Consider the following 17,358-nt stretch of genomic DNA (forward strand, 5'->3'; position numbering starts at 1 on the left):
CCAAACTACCGTCCGAGCTGCGTCCGCGTGGGTCGTCACACTGAGGAAGAGGAAGGTGAGCCCCTGCCGTCATCAAATCCGGAATCGATTTGCGGGAACTGGCCAATTCGCTGGAATGCTGCAAGCTGGAATTGCTGGGCGATTCAGTGCAATGATGCCCGGCGCAATCACCAGCGGCGTTTGCATGCCTCGTTGTCGCGACCTGAAAAAAGTGCATTTGAGCTAAGCAAAAATTTAAGGCACGCCTGAGGCCGCTTTCATCCTCTTGCACAAGTTCGCCATTCAAGGCCGGCGCTGTTATCCGGGGCTGGAATCGGCACGGAACTTGCCAGTGAAAGGGTGTGCCGGAATGACACAAAGCTTAAGAGGAGGTTGTGATGAACATCGTGTGGCTTGTGGGAGCGATAGTGATTGTGCTGGCTATCCTGAGTTTCTTTGGATTGCGATAGGTTTTCGTCAGATGTATTGGTATGGTGGGCGAGGAGCGCGACCTTGCCTCGCCGCTCGTCCTTGCCGACCGGGATCCTCTTGATTCCCGCGCAGTTTACCGGTGTAGCACCCCTAGCATCCACGCGGGTTTCCGGACGATGTCCACTTGAAATCCCAGTCAAATCAGTCACTTGCTGACTGGTCCTTTTTCTTCCCTGGATTTGAAACGTTGATCGGGCCCCTGCGCGCGGCCATACGCGCCCGTCGGGCTTGAGATTCTGTTTCGGCAAGATAATTAGAGTTTCGACAGCGCCTCGTAGCGCGTCTGGACGGTGGCGATCGCTTCGGCATGGGCGCGCTCGTCCGCCACGGCACAATCCTGCACGGTCGCCAATGCCGTTTCGAGTTCGCCACGACGTGCTGCCTGCGCGTCGGCCCGCGCGCTGGCTGCCGCCAAAGCAGCTCCTGCAGGAAACCGCCCATCAGCGCGACGCGGTGCGCGCCGAGCGGACGCAACTGGCCTCGCAACTCAAATTCGCCGAGCGGCGCATCGCGGCGCTCGAGGAGGAGCGCGCCCGACTCGACGCGGAGCTGGTCAGCGAACGCGCCGCGCGCCAGACCGCCGCCGGCGAGGCCAGTGCATTCAAGGCCGTCACGGCCAGCCAGCGCGCCCAGCTCGACGAACTGCTGCGCGCGACCCTGGCCGCGGCACCGCCCGCCGCCAAGGCCGCACGCGCGAGCCGATCGACCGCCAAGCCGGCCGGTAAGCCCGACCACAAGCCTAGCAGCAAGCCCGGTAGCAAGCGCCGCGATCCGTCATGATCCAGCGGACTGGATCGATACGGGCGCGGTGCCGCCGCGCCCCTTGCCGGCAACGGTCGACGCGGCGCTCGCCTACCTCGCCGAAGCGCTCGGGCATCCGGTCTACGCGCACTGGACCCTCACGCGCATCAAGCGCCGCTACGGATCGCTCGCGGACGCCAAGGCCGCGCAGCCGACGGTGCTTCGCCTGCTGCTGGCCCACGACGGGGCCGTCGAGTACTGGGAGCGCGGACGCCTGCGCACCGCGCCGGCGGACCAGGCACCGAGCCCGGAGACGGTCTTCGCCCGGCTGCTGCACACGCACCGACGCCGCTTCCGCTCCACCACCGCCTTGCCGGGGAGCAAGACTGCGGTGCTGACCGCCACAGAGGCAACGGAGGTGGCGGCTGCGCCATGGCTGGCCGCATTCGATCATGCCGACCCCGCACGGCTCGCGCGCGCAAATGCCAACGGTTTTTCCTGTAATCTCCGAGGCAGACTAAGAGCTTGCCCGCGCACCTCTACATCTTCACCGTGCGAGCGCAGCGCGTGCCCAAGCTGGAGTTGCGACCCAAGCCTACCAACGCTGCAGTTCGCTTCTTTATCCACCAGAACTCGCTCGCCACGCCTACCCTGATCGGCCCCTACAAACACTAGATATCGCGGCGCTTGTTCGACGGCAAAGGCTCGATGGACGCCGGCCAGCCAGGGCCCGTCTGGTGCATACTCCAAGGTTCTGAGTCTCAGGCAACAGGAATGACGGACGATCGAACTACGGGGAATGAGCGGGCGGAGCTGTCGGCTGAACGGGGCGTTGCGCAATATCAGCGGCTGGCTTCGTTGCTGAGGTATCGCATCGCAAAAGGCGAGTATCCGCTCGGCATGCTGTTGCCGCCGATCACGCAGCTCGCGGCTGACCTCGGCGTGGCCGTCGTCAGCGTCCGGCAGGCATATGAGCTGCTTTCTCAAGAAGGGCTGATTCGTAGTCAGCGGGGCATCGGGACGCATGTGGCGGCCCTGCCCGCCGCCACGGGCGACATCGAATTGGCAATCAACGATCCGTTCGCCGCACCTGAAGCGCTCGCCTTTGAGGTACTCGAAGTCCGGCGCCGCACCGGGGTGCCGCAGGAACTTCTCGGCACCGGCGACCTGTCGGACGGCGAGTATGTGTGCGTCCGCAAGCTGCACACCTATTCCGGCGAGCCATTCTGTTACGCGGAGATCTACGTGTTGGCCCCGGTCTTCGACGCCTTGCCCAAGGACACCGCCAGGAGGAAGAAGCTTCTCGCCGCGGTGCTAGATGAACTGGGCTCGCGCAGCAAACGTGTGCGACAACGCATGACCGTGATGCCGGCGGATTTTCCTCTATGCGATATGCTGAAGATCCCGTTCGCCTCGCCCGTGGCGAAGATGTCGCGGCGTCTTCTTGACGGCAAAGGCAACGTGCTATACGCCGGCGTCACTTGGTATCGGGGTGACCGCTATGTCTCCGAGATCGACATCCCCGCGTCCGCATTGAAGACGGTGCCGGCCATCACCGAACCACAACGCGGAACAGTTAGAAACACTAGCGAGCGCAAGTAAAGCTTAAGGCCTTTTCGTTCAGTCCTAGGGTAAACAAGGGGCAGAAAAATCCTTCGTCAGCCCCTAACATTCCAACATTAGAACTTTAGGATATTCAGTAACGTGCTCGCCGGGCCGCAGTTCGGCCAGGTCGCACCGCTGCGCGGGACGCTTCTATTTCTCTAGTGCGCTGCCGCCGCTGTTGCCGCGGACTGGGGTGCCTCGTCCGCCTCATCAGGGGGCGGCTTTCTTCCACCTATTTCACAGCTTCCAACAAATGGAGACAAGACTCATGACTGCAAGGATTCTCACGCAGCCCACCACGTCCACTGGCGCCAATCTGCCGCTACCCGCCCTGCCGCAGGACAAGCTGCTGACCGTCAACATCGAGCAGATCCCGCTGATCAAAGATGTCTTCCCGGGGATCCACATCAGGCCGCTGCGTATCGATCCGGAGCGCGGAGAGTGGGTCATCATGGCCATCGTCGAACCTGGCTGTTCGCTGCCAATTCACTACCACACTGGTACGGCCCAAGTGTGGACGATCCAGGGTTGCTGGAAGTACCGCGAGTACCCCGAACAGCCACAGACTGCAGGCTCCTATCTGTACGAGCCCGGCGGATCGGTGCACACCTTCTACACCCCGGAGGACAACACCGAGGACACGATCACCATAGCGTGGATCGAAGGCGCGCAAGTGAGCTTCAACGAGTACGGTACATTCCATTCGCTCAATGACGCGCTCTCGATCCAGCACGCGATCCACACTCTTGCCGCGGCTCGCGGCATCGGACCGGTGCCCTACGTCTGCGGCAACGGCGCCGACGTTATCGAGTGAAAAAAGGCGGCTGACAGGCGGGCCGCTCGCCGGCCTGCACGATGCCTTTCCCCTGATCCTTACCGGCCAGCGCGTACGAGACTGCTCCAGTCAATCAGTAAGGACCTGTCAATCCGCGGGGTTGAGCGAGTGCAACATGAGAATGATCAAAGCCCTGAGTTTGCCGATACTGCCGACGCTGGTTCTGCTCGCGTTGCTATCGATGCCATTGGCCACCAGCGCGTGGGAGCGCGGCAAGGTCGAGACATTCGCCACATTGCCCGCGGGCGAGGCACATCCCGAAGGCATCACTGTGGATCGCGAGGGGAACGTCTACGTCGTCACCGTTGCGGTGAACAAGCCGATCACGAGCGAGGGCACGCTGATTGTGTTCGACCCGCATGGAAAGCACTTGCGTACGGTCGGCATCAAGGGCTCGAGCAGGATGTTGCTCGACCTCGGGTTCCATCCTGCGACGGGCAAGTTGCTCATCGTCGACTACGTGGGCGCGAAGGTCCTCAGCGTTGACCCGCGGACAGGTGTCTCGTCCGTGTTCATGACAGTCACCGGAAAGAACCCGGGTCTAGATGGGATGACGTTCGACCCCGCCGGGAACGTCTACGTGACCGACGCCCACCAAGGCATCATCTGGAAAGTCGGGCCCGATGGCGGCGAAGCATCCCCGTGGGTTACCAGTGCGCTTCTGAAGCCCACACGGATACCCCCGACCATCGGCGCAAATGGCCTGGCGTTCAACAACGGGAAGACTGCATTGTTCGTCGCCAACACCGCGAATGACGTCGTTGTCAGGATCCCCGTGACCGGCCCGACACTGGAGCCCGGCACGCCTGAGGTCTTCGTCAACCGGATCGGCGGCGGACCCGACGGCCTGATCATCGACGAGCACGACAATCTCTGGATCGCCTGCAATCAGTCCAATGAGATTCAGGTGATCGAGCCAAACAAGGGCCAGGTGATTGCCAAGCTCGGCGACTTCGGTGGCATCGACCGCAAGGGAGCACCCATCGGCTTTCTCTGGTCGAACAGCCTCGTCTTCCACGGCGGCGACGTTCTTGTCACCAACCTCTCGCTCGACGTCGAGACGTCTATTGCGAAACTCAGTGACGAGCTTGGCCTCGCACATCTTGCGGGCAAGAATTTGCGCACCGTCGACGGGCCGTGGGCGCAGCGGGTGAGACTCCACACCATCTCGAAAATCAAGAAGCGGATTCCTGAGCAGGCCAGCTGGGAGCCAGACCGATGATCAATCTGTTGTTGCAAGCCAGATGTCGCGGCCAGTCGGCCGGCAACGGTGTCCCTCGTGCCAGCCGCCATGCATCGCCCCACCGAGATGAAAAGGTTATGGAAAGAGAACAGACAACCGGCCCTCTTACCGGCGTGAAGGTGATCGACATCACGTCGGTCTTCATGGGGCCTTCCGCCACGCAGATGCTGGCTGACCTTGGCGCGGACGTGATCAAGGTCGAGGCGCCGGGCGGAGACAGTACGCGCGGCATCGGGCCCTGTGGCGACGAAAAGCTGGGGCCGCTCTTCCTGGGCCTGAATCGCAACAAGCGCAGCATCGTGCTTGACTTGAAAGCGCGAGAAGGGCGCGAGGCCCTGCTCCGCCTGATTCGGGATGCCGATGTGTTGGCCTACAACGTGCGCCCACAGGCCATGCAGCGGCTGGGGCTGGACTATGAAACGCTGTCGGCCATCAATCCGCGCCTGCTCTATGTTGGCATGTTCGGCTTTTCGCAGCGCGGACGCTACGCGCCCCAGGCCGCCTTTGATGATCTGATCCAGGCCGCAACCGGCTTGCCCCTGGCGGTTTCGCTCGGCAGCGGCGACACCCCCCGATATCTGCCGATCACCATCGCGGATCGCTCGGTCGGACTCTATGCTTTCGGCGTGATCTGTGCAGCCCTGTATTCGCGCACGAGCACTGGCAAGGGTCAGCGCGTTGATGTGCCCATGTTCGAGACCATGGTTCCCTATGTAATGGGAGACCACCTTTATGGCGAGACCTTCGTTCCGGCAAAAGGCGACTTCGGCTATCCGCGCCTGCTCTCGCCAGAGCGGCGCCCGTACCGGACGAAGGACGGACATGTCTGCTGCCTGATCTACCACGATCATCACTGGCAGGCGTTCCTTCAGATCATTGGCAAGCCGGACTTGTACGATACCGATCCACGCCTCGCCAACATCAACACCCGCACCGCCAATATCACCGAGCTGTACGCCATGGTCAGCGACGAAATGGCCAAGCGCACCACCGAGGAATGGCGCACCTTGCTCAAAGAGGCCGATGTGCCGGTCTTCCCGATGCACACGTTCGAGTCGCTGCTGGACGATCCCCATTTGCAGGACATCGGTTTCTTCAGCGAATCCGACCATCCGGCCGTCGGGCGTATCCGGGAGATGGCGGTGCCCAGCGAATGGCATGGCACCCCACCGACAAGCCGCCGCCATGCGCCCGCCCTGGGTGAGCACAGCCGTGAGGTACTGCAAGAGGCCGGCTACGACGACGCCGCCATCGATACGCTATTCGCGTCGGGCATCTCCAAGGATGGGTCAAGAGCGCAACGTCCCGAAGGAGAAGCGCCCCATGAATGATGAACTGCTGTGCGAGGTCCGGGACGCAGTACTCTGCCTGACCATCAACCGGCCTGAGCGCCGCAATGCCATCACACCGGGGGTGCTGCAGGGACTTCGCGAGGGCATCCTGCGCGCCGATCGCGATACCGGCATCCGCGCTGTGGTCATTACCGGAACGGGCGAGCAGGCATTCTGCGCCGGCGCCGATCTTCAGGGTGGGAAATCCTTTGCCTTCGATTACGCCGAACCCTACCTGGGGATGGCAGACCTATTCCGCTGTGCCAGGCAGGCAACGGTGCCGCTGATCGCCCGTGTCAACGGCGCCTGCATGGCGGGCGGCATGGGGCTGATGGCGATGTGCGATCTGGCGATAGCTAGCGAAGGCGCCCGGTTCGGCCTGCCGGAGGTCAAGCTGGGCTTGTTCCCGGCCCAGGTCCTGAGCGTGCTGCAGCACTTGGTGCCACGTCGCACGCTCACCGAATTGTGCCTGTGCGGCGAGCCACTGTCCGCGAGGGACGCGCTTGCCGCAGGACTCATCAACGCTGTCGGCGACGATCTCGACGCCAGGCTGGACTTGCTGCTGACCCGCCTGCTGAACAATTCGCCCGCCGCCATCCGTCGGGGGCTGTACACGCTCAAGCATATGGAAACCATGTCGTTCGAGCAGTCCATGGCGTTCACCGAAAGCCAGATAGGGCTGTTTGCACTGACCGAGGACGCGCGCGAAGGTCAGCTGGCATTCCGCGAGAAACGCCAGCCTAAGTGGACTGGCAGATAGGGAGATGGGAATGGACGCAAAAAGGGTACGCATTGGCGGTGCTTCGGGCTTCTGGGGCGATAGCAGCGTCGGCGCGCCACAGCTTGTACGCCACGGCGAAATCGATTACCTGGTTTTCGACTACCTGGCCGAACTGACCATGTCGATTCTTGCCGCAGCCCGATTGCGCAAGCCGGAACTGGGTTACGCCACCGACTTCGTGACGGTGACAATGAAGGCGCTGATCGGAGAGATCGCGGCACGCGGCATCCGCGTGGTCAGCAATGCCGGTGGCATGAACCCGCACGGGTGTGCGCAGGCGATTGCCGCGCTGGCGTCGGAACAGGGCCTGACGCTGCGCATTGCCGTGGTGGAAGGCGATGACGTGATGCCTCTCCTTCCACAGCTGCGCGAAGCCGGAGTGGAGGGCATGCAGAAAGGCCAGCCATTGCCGGAGAAGGTGGTCAGCGCCAACGCGTACTTGGGGGCCTTGCCGATCAAACAGGCGCTGGACAACGGAGCCCAAATCGTCATTACCGGACGCTGCGTGGACAGTGCCGTGACACTCGGCGTGCTGATGCACGAATTCGATTGGCGGACAGACGACTATAATCGCCTGGCACAAGGCAGCCTAGCGGGTCACATCCTTGAGTGCGGATGCCAGGCAACCGGCGGATTGCATACTGACTGGGAGAGCGTTCCGGACTGGCACAACATCGGGTATCCGATCGTCGAGTGCAGTGCCGACGGCACCTTCCTTGTCGGCAAGCCGCCCGCCACCGGCGGATTGGTCAATACCGCCACGGTCGGCGAGCAGATACTGTATGAGATCGGCGACCCGACAGCCTACCTGCTGCCAGACGTCACCTGCGATTTCACGCAGGTAGCCCTGAGGCAGGTCGCACCCAACCTCGTGGAAGTAAGCGACGCACGCGGGCGCGCCCCGGGCCATTCCTATAAGGTTTGTGCCACCTACGTCGACGGCTTTCGCTGCAACGCGCAGCTTTCCATCGTCGGGGTCGACGCGGCCGGCAAGGCGCAACGTACGGCGGAAGCGATTCTCGCCCGCACGCGCGAGCTTTTCGGGGAGAACGGTTGGGGAGACTACAGTCGCACGCGGATTGAGGTGCTGGGAGCGGAGTCCTGCTTTGGGCCGCATGCTGTCGTCCGGCACACCCGCGAAGCGGTGATGCGACTGGCAGTGATGCATCCCGAAAAGGCGGCGCTGGAATTGTTCGCGCGGGAGATCGCTGCAGCAGGGACCAGTTGGGCGCCTGGCACGACTGGCTCAAGTGGTGGGCGTTCCAATCCCTCGCCGTCGATTCGCCAGTATGCGTTCCTGCTCGACAAGAGCGCCCTCAGCCCGATGGTGGTGGTGGACGGTGTACGCAGCGGCGTGACCATTCCTTTGGGTGAGCCGGCAGCACCGATCGCGCCTTCGACGCCTTTAGTCGCTGAACAGACAGGCACAAGCCCCGCAGAACATGACACCGTCGAAGTTCCATTGATACGGCTGGCCTATGGCCGCAGCGGCGACAAGGGGGATACCTCCAACATCGGGCTGATTGCCCGCAGGCCCGAGTATCTGCCCGTGCTGCGGGCCCAGGTGACAGTGAGCCGCGTGGCTGACTGGCTTAGGCACTTGGTTAAGGGCCCGGTGACCCGCTACGAGCTGCCCGGCTTCGAGGCCATGAACTTCGTATGCGACTCGGCACTGGATGGCGGTGGCATGGCGTCGCTGCGTAATGATCCTCTGGGTAAGGGTATGGCGCAGATTCTGCTCACCATGCCGGTGCGCGTCCCGCGGGAGCTGATGTCGTGACCTGGAACACCACCGCACCAGCCAACGGCGTCGTTACACTTGCCGACGACGGCACCGGCGGCGTGACGCGCTATCGACAGCTCGCAAGCGTCATTCGGCACAAAATCGTTTCTGGCGAGTACCCGGTCGGCGTGCAACTGCCCACCGTCGACGAGCTGGCGCAGACCTACGGGATCGCCAAGGTCACCGTGCGCCAGGCCTTCGCAGCGCTGACGGAAGAGGGCTTAGTCAGCAGCCAGCGCGGTCGTGGTACCCACGTCATCAAGCAGCCGTCAGCGCCCGGAGAAGGGTTGCGCTCGGCCATCAATGACGAGTCGGCCCACGGCGGAGAGTTGGAGATCCGCATCCTCGATATGCGCAAGGGCGTGGCGCTGCGGCCAGGTTTGGCCCGGCGCGGCACGCCGCTGGATAGTTATGTGATGGTGCGCAAGCTGCATGTGCATGGCGGCACGCCGTTCTGCCTGATCGACATGTACGTCGCGTCGTCAGTATTTGCCCGCTTTCCGCCTGGCGGCGAAAAGCATCACAAGCTCGTTCATTTGCTTCGCCAGGTCGAAGGCGATCGCCTAGGCATGATGCAGCAAACCATGACGGTCGAGCCAGCCGACTATATCCTGGCACGCGATCTTGCCTATGGCTTCGGAGCGCCCATCGCCACGATCGTCCGAGCGACGCTGGACATCGAGGGCAATGTGCTCATGGCAGGGCAGTTCTGGTATCGCGGCGACCGTTTCATTCTGGACGTGGAGATGCCAGCCAAGCTCACCGAGCACTACCCTGCGCTCGCCATTCCCGACAGCCGCCGCTGAGCACGACAGATTTCACCATTTCACCATTCGATAACGGAGACATCGGCATGACATCAGCCTTTGTACGGAGGGCCGCCGACGTGGCCTCGTACGCACCGGCCAACCACACGGGCACGGCGAATCAGCGCATCATCGGCAAAGAGACCGTCGGTGCGCGCCGGCTCGAGGTCTTGCTGGGCACGATTTCGCGAGGTAACGGTGCGTTGCCGCATGCACACCCAGGCCTGGAGCAGGCGTCGTTGATGCTAGCCGGTGAGGGTCTCGGCGAACTCCCAGGCAAGCAGCACGTCTTGCGCACAGGGGACTGGAGCTTCAATGCGGCCGGAGTCTTCCATCGCTTCGAGGTCATCAGCGACGAACCGGTACGGGTGATGGTGATCTACGCACCGCCGTATAGTGAAAATTCTAATGCGGCAGTACTCGCAAAAGGCCCGGACGATCCACGCCTTCAGGCTGGTGCCGCCGAGGTTCGCGACGTTCCTCGCAGCGCTGATGGGATCACGCTACCGCACTACCATGGCGCGCAAATCAGACCAGTCATCACACGGCAGACCGTCGACTCCCAGTTTCTCGACATCTATACGGTAGACCTGGATCCGGATGGCAGCGCAGAGCCACACCGGCTTGGCGAGACCGAGCAGGTCATTTTTGTGCGCAGCGGGCCAATCCACGGCTGTGTGAATGGAGAGAGCTTCGTCGCCGCAACTGGGGAGTGGGTCTATGTCCCCGATGGTGCGGAGCTCAGCCTCGAAGCGGAAGGCGTCATGCGAGAGCTGATAATCATTCGCGCACACGATCGGCTGTCCTGAAGCAACCCGGGCAAGGAAACTTCATTCAGATCCGAGATGCGGGAGGAGACAAGATGTTCCAGCGATTTCCCCGGCGACGCATGCTCACCATGCTGTCCGGACTCATGGCTGCCTGTGCGGCATCGCAGCTGTGCTGGGCCGCCGGCGGCCCGAATGAATACCCAAGTAAGCCTGTCCGTGTCGTGGTGCCATTTCCCGCAGGTAGTGGCACGGACAACACAGCGCGCTATATCGCCCAGACCATCACTGCACAAACCGGTCGTTCCGTCGTCGTAGAGAATCGTCCGGGTGCAAACGGGTTCATCGCGGCAACGGCGGTCGCGACAGCGCCCGGCGATGGCTACACGATGCTCATTACAACAAATACCACCCACGCGGCCAATGCGTCTCTGTTCAGAAAGCTGCCCTATGATCCGATCAACGACTTCGCGCCGGTGTCGCTGATCGCCAAGAGCGGATTGGTCCTGGTGGTGCCGTCAGACAGCCCGGTGCATAAGATATCAGACCTCACCACACTGGCCGAAAGCCGCCAAGGCAAGATGACCTTTTCAAGCGGAAGTTCCTCCACACGGGTAGCCAGTGAACTCTACAAGATGATGAGCGGTGTATCGGCACTGAATGTGCCCTACAAGGGCGTGCCCCAGGCCTTGACCGACTTGATGGGGCACCAGGTCGACTTCATGATTTCTGACATCAACCCAGCGCTGCCGCTGATCCAGAACGGCAAGCTGCGAGCAGTAGCCGTGACCACGTCAGGGCGCAATCCCCTGCTCGGCAATGTGCCCACCATGGCGGAAGGCGGCCTGCCGGGGTACGAGATGACTGCTTGGGTGGCTGCCTTCTTCCCCGCCAATACGCCAAAGCCCGTCGTCGCGCGCATGAGCCAACTGATTCGACAGGGGTTGACCGACCCCGCAGCGATCGAACACTTCAGCCGGACAGGCGGCCAGTCTTCCCCTTCAACGCCAGAAGAGCTGGCAGCATTCGTGCGCAGCGAGACAGCGAAATGGGCAAAGGTGATCAAGGCCGCCGGCATCGAGCCCGAGTAACGTCTTTCGTCAGGAAGACTGGCTGCTACCAGATAATGGGAAGACGGGCCCGTCTGTTGGCGCTCCCGACAACAGAGTCGCTTACGAAGCGCTATGCAATGGGTGTCACGCCGTCAGTGCCGGCTGCATGCGTTTGGCATTGGAGATCGGCAGACAAGGCGCTTTAAATGAAAGGAAATAGCGTGGGCAATTTCACAGTCACATCGCCGGAATTCGAAGATCAGAATCCGCTGCAGCTGGTGCACGAGTTCAATGGCTTCGACGGCGCGGGCCAGAACCGCTCTCCCGCGCTGCAATGGCAGGGCGCGCCGGAAGGCACTCAGAGCTTCGCGCTGACGCTGTACGATCCGGACGCGCCTACGGGCAGCGGCTTTTGGCATTGGATCGTGTTCGACATCGATTCATCAGTCACACAGCTCGCCGCCGGTGTAGGCTCCGCCGATGTCAATGACCGGAGCACAAGCGGCACTCAGGCTGCCAACGACTACGGGCTCGCTGGCTACGGCGGACCGCTCCCGCCAGTGGGCTTGCCCGCGCACCGCTACATCTTCACGGTTCATGCGCTGGGCGTACCGAAGCTGGAGCTGCCGGCCAAACCTACCAACGCCGTGGTGCGCTTCGTGATCCACCAGAATACCCTCGCGACTGCGACCCTGACCGGTGTATATAAACGCTCAGTACCCAACTTCCGGTTGACTGTTTGAAGGGCTCCCAGTTGCAAAAACGTACCCGTCAAATGGTCCGTGGTCGCGGATGGTGCCAAGGCAAACCAATATCAGCGTGCACGGCGGTTCGAGACTTCATGTCCAAGCCATCCGCCTGATTGTATTTGTCATCATGACGTTATGTCGTTGATACAAGGATGCGCTACCGGGCCTGCGATGGAGCCGGCGCCGAGGTCACGACGCGGCCTCACCAGCGTGCCAGCTGCGGATTTCCGGAGACAACCCCACGAATACAGGAATTGCGGCCATACCCTAAGTGTTCAGACGAACACACTCGAGGCGCTCTCTGGGGCGAACTCGCGCGAGGCCGAGCGTAGCTATCGATCCAAGTTTGTGTGGTTACGGAGGTCGAACTCCTGCCTCGCCTGCTCAATGTCGGCGACATGCGCAGCGGCCCAAGCTTTAAGCTCCCCCAAGGGCTTCTGCAACGACTGGCCGAGCGCAGTCAGCGCGTAGTCGACCCGAGGCGGGATCGTGCCATGCACGGTTCGCAGGACGAGTCCATCCCGCTCCAATCCTCTTAATGTCAACGTAAGCATCCGCTGCGAGATGCCAAGCTGGCGCTTCAAGTCGTTGTACCGCGTTTTGCCGGTGCTCAAGCGCATGAGGATGAGAACGCTCCACTTGTCGCCGATGCGGGCCAAGACAGCCCGCGCCTGTTCGCAGGTTCCGTGATACTCGGTGCTCCCGTCCGATATCCGAAGCAAGATGTCATCGTGATCAAGCACACTGCCGGCCGCGGCATTTGACTGCTGTCGAGTGGTTGCAGGTAACATCAGTGTGCCTCCTTGTCGCGGGTCCCAAAGCTCGGTATGTTGAGCGCAAGCCGTCCCGCAATCGCACTCATTGAATTTTGATGGTTCGACGCCGCGATGGTCAGCCCTACATTGGAGATTCCCGAATGACCATGAAGCTTCTTCACATTGAGTCCAGCATTCTCGGAGGCCTTTCCGTAAGTCGTACCCTGTCGGCAGCCATCGTCGAAAAGTTCAAGACCGCGCATTCGGCGGCCGATGTCACATACCGTGACCTCGCCACTACAATCGTTCCACATTTGTCCGGCGCATACTTGGCCGCGTCCGTGGATCCTGCATCGGCGAACAACGCTGAGCTTGTGCAAGATATTGAGTTGGGACGCACCATCCTCGAAGAATTCCTGTCGGCGGACATTGTCGTGATTGGTGTCGCGTTCTACAACTTCGGTATCGCCAGCCAATTGAAGGCCTGGATCGACCGCATTGCCATAGCGGGAAAGACCTTCCGCTATACGGCCGGAGGACCGGAAGGGCTGGTAGGGGATAAGCGTATCGTGCTGGCTGTCGCCCGCGGCGGGTTCTACGGAACAGGGTCGCCCAACGCAGCGCTTGAGCACGCGGAAGCCTATTTGCGAAGCGTATTTTCGTTCGTTGGCGTATCCCAACTTGAAGTCGTTGCCGCCGAAGGGGTGTCGGCCGGAGCCGAGCAGAGGCAGGTCGCTATTGAACAGGCACGGCGAAAGATCGAAGATTGGCTCGTGGCCTGAAGCCAACCGCTTCATGGATCGCAAGAAGATGGCGAAACAAGATAACAGTAGTTTCGCCATCTCCGGCGGAATGACTTGATCACGTGAGATTGCCATGCTCAGTAACCTCTTGCGAGCGATTCACGACTAGTGAGCAATCGATTGCACGCCGGCTGCTATGTCGGCGGCCGTTGCGGCGACGATCTGCCGATATGCCTGTACCACGCCATCGAGCTGGCCGGGTGCGGGCGCATCGGCTTCGGTACGACCGCTCAGGACCTTACCGTCCGGCAGTCGCCGCACGGTCCACGTGATGGTTGCCGCTGCATGCTTACCCACTTCGGCATCAAGGCTGACTACTTCTGTTGTCACGCGGAACGCTGGCTGCGTCGCCGGCTGGCCGTGCTGGTAGACATCCACCGCATCAAGGGTCGATTGAAGTCGCTGCGACAGTGCATCGCGAAGCTCGTCCGGCAATGGAGACGTCCAACGGGACGTGTCGAGCAACTTGACACCACCGCCAGAGCCGTCGAGAACAACTAATTGAGCACGATTCAGGCGCTCCGGCACACGCACTGGCGTGACCTCGATCCATAGTGGACTGCTGATCCGGCTGGCTCGCCCGGTCACGACCATTGGGGCGTTAGACGAATTAGCCGCCAGTGTGTAATAGCGCGGCTCAGGCGACGCGCAGCCGTTCATCAAGATAGTAGCCGCGATGGCCAGCGGAAACAGTATCGTCCGACGTGTCATTATTTCTCGTCCCTCTTTCCTTGCAGAAGCGCTTCGGGATGCCGCTCGAGATAGTCGGTGAGCGTGCGCAGTGAAGCGGCAGTTCGTGTGAGTTCCTGCATCATCCGCCGTGCGTCCTGCTGCAGTGATGCGTCGGGCGCCAGCGCGCCATTGGCCGTGGCGAGGGTGCGGCGCGCATCCTGCAGCGCCGCCAGCACCTGCGGTGCCACGTCGCCATTGACCTGTGCAACGAGCTTGTCTGCGTTGACCAGCATCTTGTTTATCGACACCATTGCCGTTCGCGCGTCCTGTCCGATCTGGTCGAACGGGACTTTGCCGATCTTGGTCACGATGTCACCAAGCTTGGCTTGCAGTTCGTCAAAGGTCCCAGGCGTGGTGGGGAGTTGCGGCGGCGACGCGTTCAGGTCGAGCTCATCGGGCAGAGGCGCCTTCGGAAAGAAGTCGAGTGCCACGTATAGCTGCCCGGTCAGCAGGTTTCCGGTGCGCAGTTGCGCACGCATGCCGCGCTGTACGAGGCTATGCACGATGGCGAGCTTGCGCGTATCGTCGGCCACATCCTTCTCGCGCAGACCCATGCGGGAAGGATAGAGTTCCACCACCACGGGCATGCGGAAGGCCTTCTTGTCGCGCTGGTATTCGATGCCGATCGAGCGCACCTGCCCGACGGTCACGCCTCGGAAATCGATGGGCGCCCCTGGAGACAGACCACGCACCGACTGATCAAAATTGAGGACTGCCAGCGCAGGGGCGAGCTCTTCCGGCTCCTTCATAGCTTCGGACTGGTCCGCGGCCAGCAGGAACTCGGTGTTCTCCGCAGCCGCGGTGTGCGTAGCCGAGTGCTCCGGCGCCTGGAAGGCCACGCCGCCAAGCATCACGGTGACCAGCGACTGCGTGGACAGCTTCAGCCCGTTCGCGTCGAGCTTGAGATCCACGCCGCTGGCGTGCCAGAAGCGCGTATCCGCGGACACGAGCTCGTCATAGGGCTTGTTGACGAAGGCCCGCAGCGTAATGTCGCGGCCGTTCGGTTCGAGCTTGTAGGCCACGACATGGCCGACCGGGACGCGACGATAGTAGACCGGCGAGCCAATGTCGAGCGAGCCGAGGTCTTGCGCGCGCAAAACAAACTGCCTGCCGGAGGCATCGGTGGTGACCACGGGCGGGACTTCGAGCCCGGTGAAGCTGTGCCTGGTCTCGGCAGATTTGCCCGCATCCACCCCGATATATGCGCCAGATAGCAGCGTCTCGAGCCCCGACACACCGCTGATGGCAAAGCGTGGCCGTACCACCCAGAAACGTGTATCGGCCACGGCGAAGCTTTTTGCATCCTTGGTCAAGGCAATCGTCGCGATCACATGAGAGCGGTCCGCTGTCAGCCGTGCCGTTGTGACCATGCCGATATCGACGTCCTTGTAGCGCACGGGGGTTTTTCCGGGCGTCAGCCCTTCTGCGGTGCGGAACGTGACCGTGATCTCGGGTCCGCGCGATGCAAGCGTGCTAATGAGTAGCGAAAGTCCGACCACCGCGGCCACGATGGGAATCAGCCAGACCAGCGAAGGCAGCCAGCGAGCGGGTGGCTTGTGGACCGGCTGCGGTATGGCTTGCGGCGTGGGAGGATTAATGTGTTGGGGCATGGTCGGCTTGCGGGGAATCGGGAGGATGAGGCGGCGCATCGAAGGCGTCCCACAGCAGACGGGGATCGAAGCTTAGGGATGCGAGCATGGTGAGTACGACGACCGAGGCAAAGGCGAGGGCACCGGCCCCTGGCGTGATGGTAGCCAGCGATCCGGCCCGCACCAGCGAGGCCAGCAGTGCCACAACGAAGATATCGAGCATGGACCACCGGCCGATGACTTCGACCACCGTATAGAGCCGGGTCTGCTCGCGGATGCGCCAGGTCGATCGGCGGCGCACCGTCAGCAACAGCAGCGTCAGGATCATCATCTTGAGCAGCGGCACGACAATGCTGGCGGTCAACACGACCAGAGACAGCATGTGCGAGCCCGACTGCCACAGGTAGATCACGCCCGACAGGATGGTGTCGTGCTGGGTGCCGAAGATCGACTGCGTCACCATGATCGGCAGCAGGTTGGCCGGGATATAGAGCAGGTAGGCGGAAAGCAGGAAGGCCCAGGCGCGCGTCATGCTCGCCGGCTTGCGATGATGCAATGTGGCGCCGCAGCGCGGGCAGGGTGCCCCTTCCAGCGTCCTCGGGCTGAGGCGGTCGCACGCATGACAAGCCAGTAGGCCATGGGAAGTCGCCGTCGGGTGGTGCGACCCGTGCGTGCTCATGACGCGGTTTCCGGCGGGGAGACCGACCCGCCGTCCGTGCCGCGCACATCGAGGTGGTGCCAGAGGTCGCGCGGAGGAAAGGACAGAATGGCGGCAAGCACCACCACCAGCGCGCCGAACGACCAGAGCGCGACGCCCGGCAGCACCTGCGCGACGGTCGATAGTTTCACTAGCGTGACGAGCACCCCGATCATAAACACTTCGATCATGCCCCATGGTCGGGTCAGCAGAATGGCGCGTGCGATGTGGTGGAACGCACGGGGCATGCGTCGCTGGGCCATCGGCACGAGCAGGAAGCCCATCATGAACAGCTCGGCCAGGGGTAGCAGGAGCGTCGTCGCGAACACGAGCAGGGCCACCAGCGTCATGTCGTCCGTGTAGAGCACCTGTATCGCGCCCCATAGGGTGGTTTCCATGCGCGTGCCCTTGAGGTCCATGGCGACGATTGGGTACATGTTCGAGATTAACAACAGGATCACCGCTGTCGCGACGAGCGGCAGCAGGCGGCGGTAGGCCCCCGTACTGTCGCGATACAGTTCCCCGCCGCAGCGCACGCAGATGGCCCGTTCGCCCGCCTCCAGTGCCGTGCGGACATGAAGTGCGTCGCAATGCGCGCAGGCGATCATCCGATGTGGG

General features: G+C 62.2%; 17 protein-coding genes and 1 pseudogene. 13 read left to right on the forward strand and 5 right to left on the reverse strand.

The features are described from left to right. Positions 1-885 precede the first annotated feature (885 nt). From ACO550_RS06360 to ACO550_RS06415, 12 genes and pseudogenes are all read left to right on the forward strand, one after another. A pseudogene (locus ACO550_RS06360) lies at positions 886-1,251 on the forward strand (DNA-binding protein); the annotation flags it as partial. Positions 1,252-1,294: 43 nt separating this feature from the next. Then, entirely contained in the window at positions 1,295-1,867 is a 573-nt protein-coding gene (locus ACO550_RS06365) for a hypothetical protein (protein WP_315594997.1), read from the forward strand. Positions 1,868-1,986: 119 nt separating this feature from the next. Beyond that, positions 1,987-2,814: a UTRA domain-containing protein gene (locus ACO550_RS06370; protein WP_315594998.1), complete on the forward strand. Its 828-nt coding sequence runs from the start codon at positions 1,987-1,989 to the stop codon at positions 2,812-2,814. Positions 2,815-3,085: 271 nt separating this feature from the next. After that, positions 3,086-3,631, forward strand: coding sequence for a cupin domain-containing protein (locus ACO550_RS06375; protein WP_315594999.1), 546 nt, complete (start codon positions 3,086-3,088; stop codon positions 3,629-3,631). A 142-nt stretch (positions 3,632-3,773) separates the two neighbouring features. Next, positions 3,774-4,874, forward strand: a complete 1,101-nt coding sequence (locus ACO550_RS06380) for an SMP-30/gluconolactonase/LRE family protein (protein ID WP_315595000.1) — start codon at positions 3,774-3,776, stop codon at positions 4,872-4,874. A 98-nt stretch (positions 4,875-4,972) separates the two neighbouring features. Beyond that, positions 4,973-6,226 (forward strand): CoA transferase, encoded by a 1,254-nt coding sequence (locus tag ACO550_RS06385; RefSeq protein WP_315595053.1) that lies wholly within the window; start codon positions 4,973-4,975, stop codon positions 6,224-6,226. Then, positions 6,219-6,986, forward strand: a complete 768-nt coding sequence (locus tag ACO550_RS06390) for an enoyl-CoA hydratase/isomerase family protein (RefSeq protein ID WP_315595001.1) — start codon at positions 6,219-6,221, stop codon at positions 6,984-6,986. Before ACO550_RS06385 ends, ACO550_RS06390 begins: the two co-directional genes overlap by 8 nt. A gap of 10 nt (positions 6,987-6,996) precedes the next feature. Continuing rightward, the gene (locus tag ACO550_RS06395; protein ID WP_315595002.1) at positions 6,997-8,787 is read left to right on the forward strand and encodes an acyclic terpene utilization AtuA family protein; all 1,791 of its coding nucleotides are present in this window, start codon (positions 6,997-6,999) and stop codon (positions 8,785-8,787) included. Then, positions 8,784-9,596 carry a GntR family transcriptional regulator gene (locus ACO550_RS06400; protein ID WP_315595003.1) on the forward strand — a complete coding sequence of 271 codons (813 nt, stop codon included), beginning with the start codon at positions 8,784-8,786 and terminating at the stop codon, positions 9,594-9,596. Before ACO550_RS06395 ends, ACO550_RS06400 begins: the two co-directional genes overlap by 4 nt. Before the next feature lie 47 nt (positions 9,597-9,643). Continuing rightward, positions 9,644-10,405, forward strand: coding sequence for a cupin domain-containing protein (locus tag ACO550_RS06405; protein ID WP_315595004.1), 762 nt, complete (start codon positions 9,644-9,646; stop codon positions 10,403-10,405). Between the two features lie 53 nt (positions 10,406-10,458). Next, complete coding sequence (locus tag ACO550_RS06410; RefSeq protein ID WP_315595005.1) at positions 10,459-11,454, forward strand: tripartite tricarboxylate transporter substrate binding protein; 996 nt, start codon at positions 10,459-10,461, stop codon at positions 11,452-11,454. Positions 11,455-11,621: 167 nt separating this feature from the next. Beyond that, the gene (locus tag ACO550_RS06415) at positions 11,622-12,158 is read left to right on the forward strand and encodes a YbhB/YbcL family Raf kinase inhibitor-like protein (protein ID WP_315595006.1); all 537 of its coding nucleotides are present in this window, start codon (positions 11,622-11,624) and stop codon (positions 12,156-12,158) included. 338 nt (positions 12,159-12,496) lie between these two features. Here ACO550_RS06415 and ACO550_RS06420 read toward each other — a convergent pair whose 3' ends face one another. Then, a complete protein-coding gene (locus ACO550_RS06420) occupies positions 12,497-12,955 on the reverse strand; it encodes a winged helix-turn-helix transcriptional regulator (protein ID WP_315595007.1) in 459 nt (152 codons plus the stop codon). 125 nt (positions 12,956-13,080) lie between these two features. Between ACO550_RS06420 and ACO550_RS06425 the strand changes: the two genes are divergently transcribed. Further along, positions 13,081-13,701, forward strand: coding sequence for an FMN-dependent NADH-azoreductase (locus tag ACO550_RS06425; protein ID WP_315595008.1), 621 nt, complete (start codon positions 13,081-13,083; stop codon positions 13,699-13,701). Positions 13,702-13,827: 126 nt separating this feature from the next. Here ACO550_RS06425 and ACO550_RS06430 read toward each other — a convergent pair whose 3' ends face one another. From ACO550_RS06430 to ACO550_RS06445, 4 genes are read right to left on the reverse strand one after another with little or no spacing between them, the layout of a single operon-like run. Continuing rightward, complete coding sequence (locus ACO550_RS06430; RefSeq protein WP_485994434.1) at positions 13,828-14,436, reverse strand: PqiC family protein; 609 nt, start codon at positions 14,434-14,436, stop codon at positions 13,828-13,830. After that, positions 14,433-16,064, reverse strand: coding sequence for a PqiB family protein (locus ACO550_RS06435; RefSeq protein ID WP_315595010.1), 1,632 nt, complete (start codon positions 16,062-16,064; stop codon positions 14,433-14,435). Before ACO550_RS06435 ends, ACO550_RS06430 begins: the two co-directional genes overlap by 4 nt. Continuing rightward, entirely contained in the window at positions 16,048-16,722 is a 675-nt protein-coding gene (locus ACO550_RS06440; RefSeq protein ID WP_315595011.1) for a paraquat-inducible protein A, read from the reverse strand. The genes ACO550_RS06435 and ACO550_RS06440 overlap by 17 nt, the downstream gene beginning before the upstream one ends. Continuing rightward, the gene (locus ACO550_RS06445) at positions 16,719-17,348 is read right to left on the reverse strand and encodes a paraquat-inducible protein A (RefSeq protein ID WP_315595012.1); all 630 of its coding nucleotides are present in this window, start codon (positions 17,346-17,348) and stop codon (positions 16,719-16,721) included. Before ACO550_RS06445 ends, ACO550_RS06440 begins: the two co-directional genes overlap by 4 nt. Positions 17,349-17,358: the final 10 nt, after the last annotated feature.

It is taken from the genome of Cupriavidus sp. (genome assembly GCF_057315035.1).

Excerpts from the sequence above, each read along its gene's own strand:
- ACO550_RS06370 (WP_315594998.1), top strand. The coding sequence starts at position 1,987 with ATGACGGACGATCGAACTACGGGGAATGAGCGGGCGGAGCTGTCGGCT.
- ACO550_RS06375 (WP_315594999.1), top strand. The coding sequence starts at position 3,086 with ATGACTGCAAGGATTCTCACGCAGCCCACCACGTCCACTGGCGCCAAT.
- ACO550_RS06380 (WP_315595000.1), top strand. The coding sequence starts at position 3,774 with ATGATCAAAGCCCTGAGTTTGCCGATACTGCCGACGCTGGTTCTGCTC.
- ACO550_RS06385 (WP_315595053.1), top strand. The coding sequence starts at position 4,973 with ATGGAAAGAGAACAGACAACCGGCCCTCTTACCGGCGTGAAGGTGATC.
- ACO550_RS06390 (WP_315595001.1), top strand. The coding sequence starts at position 6,219 with ATGAATGATGAACTGCTGTGCGAGGTCCGGGACGCAGTACTCTGCCTG.
- ACO550_RS06395 (WP_315595002.1), top strand. The coding sequence starts at position 6,997 with ATGGACGCAAAAAGGGTACGCATTGGCGGTGCTTCGGGCTTCTGGGGC.
- ACO550_RS06405 (WP_315595004.1), top strand. The coding sequence starts at position 9,644 with ATGACATCAGCCTTTGTACGGAGGGCCGCCGACGTGGCCTCGTACGCA.
- ACO550_RS06410 (WP_315595005.1), top strand. The coding sequence starts at position 10,459 with ATGTTCCAGCGATTTCCCCGGCGACGCATGCTCACCATGCTGTCCGGA.
- ACO550_RS06415 (WP_315595006.1), top strand. The coding sequence starts at position 11,622 with ATGAAAGGAAATAGCGTGGGCAATTTCACAGTCACATCGCCGGAATTC.
- ACO550_RS06420 (WP_315595007.1), bottom strand. The coding sequence starts at position 12,955 with ATGTTACCTGCAACCACTCGACAGCAGTCAAATGCCGCGGCCGGCAGT.
- ACO550_RS06425 (WP_315595008.1), top strand. The coding sequence starts at position 13,081 with ATGACCATGAAGCTTCTTCACATTGAGTCCAGCATTCTCGGAGGCCTT.
- ACO550_RS06435 (WP_315595010.1), bottom strand. The coding sequence starts at position 16,064 with ATGCCCCAACACATTAATCCTCCCACGCCGCAAGCCATACCGCAGCCG.
- ACO550_RS06440 (WP_315595011.1), bottom strand. The coding sequence starts at position 16,722 with ATGAGCACGCACGGGTCGCACCACCCGACGGCGACTTCCCATGGCCTA.
- ACO550_RS06445 (WP_315595012.1), bottom strand. The coding sequence starts at position 17,348 with ATGATCGCCTGCGCGCATTGCGACGCACTTCATGTCCGCACGGCACTG.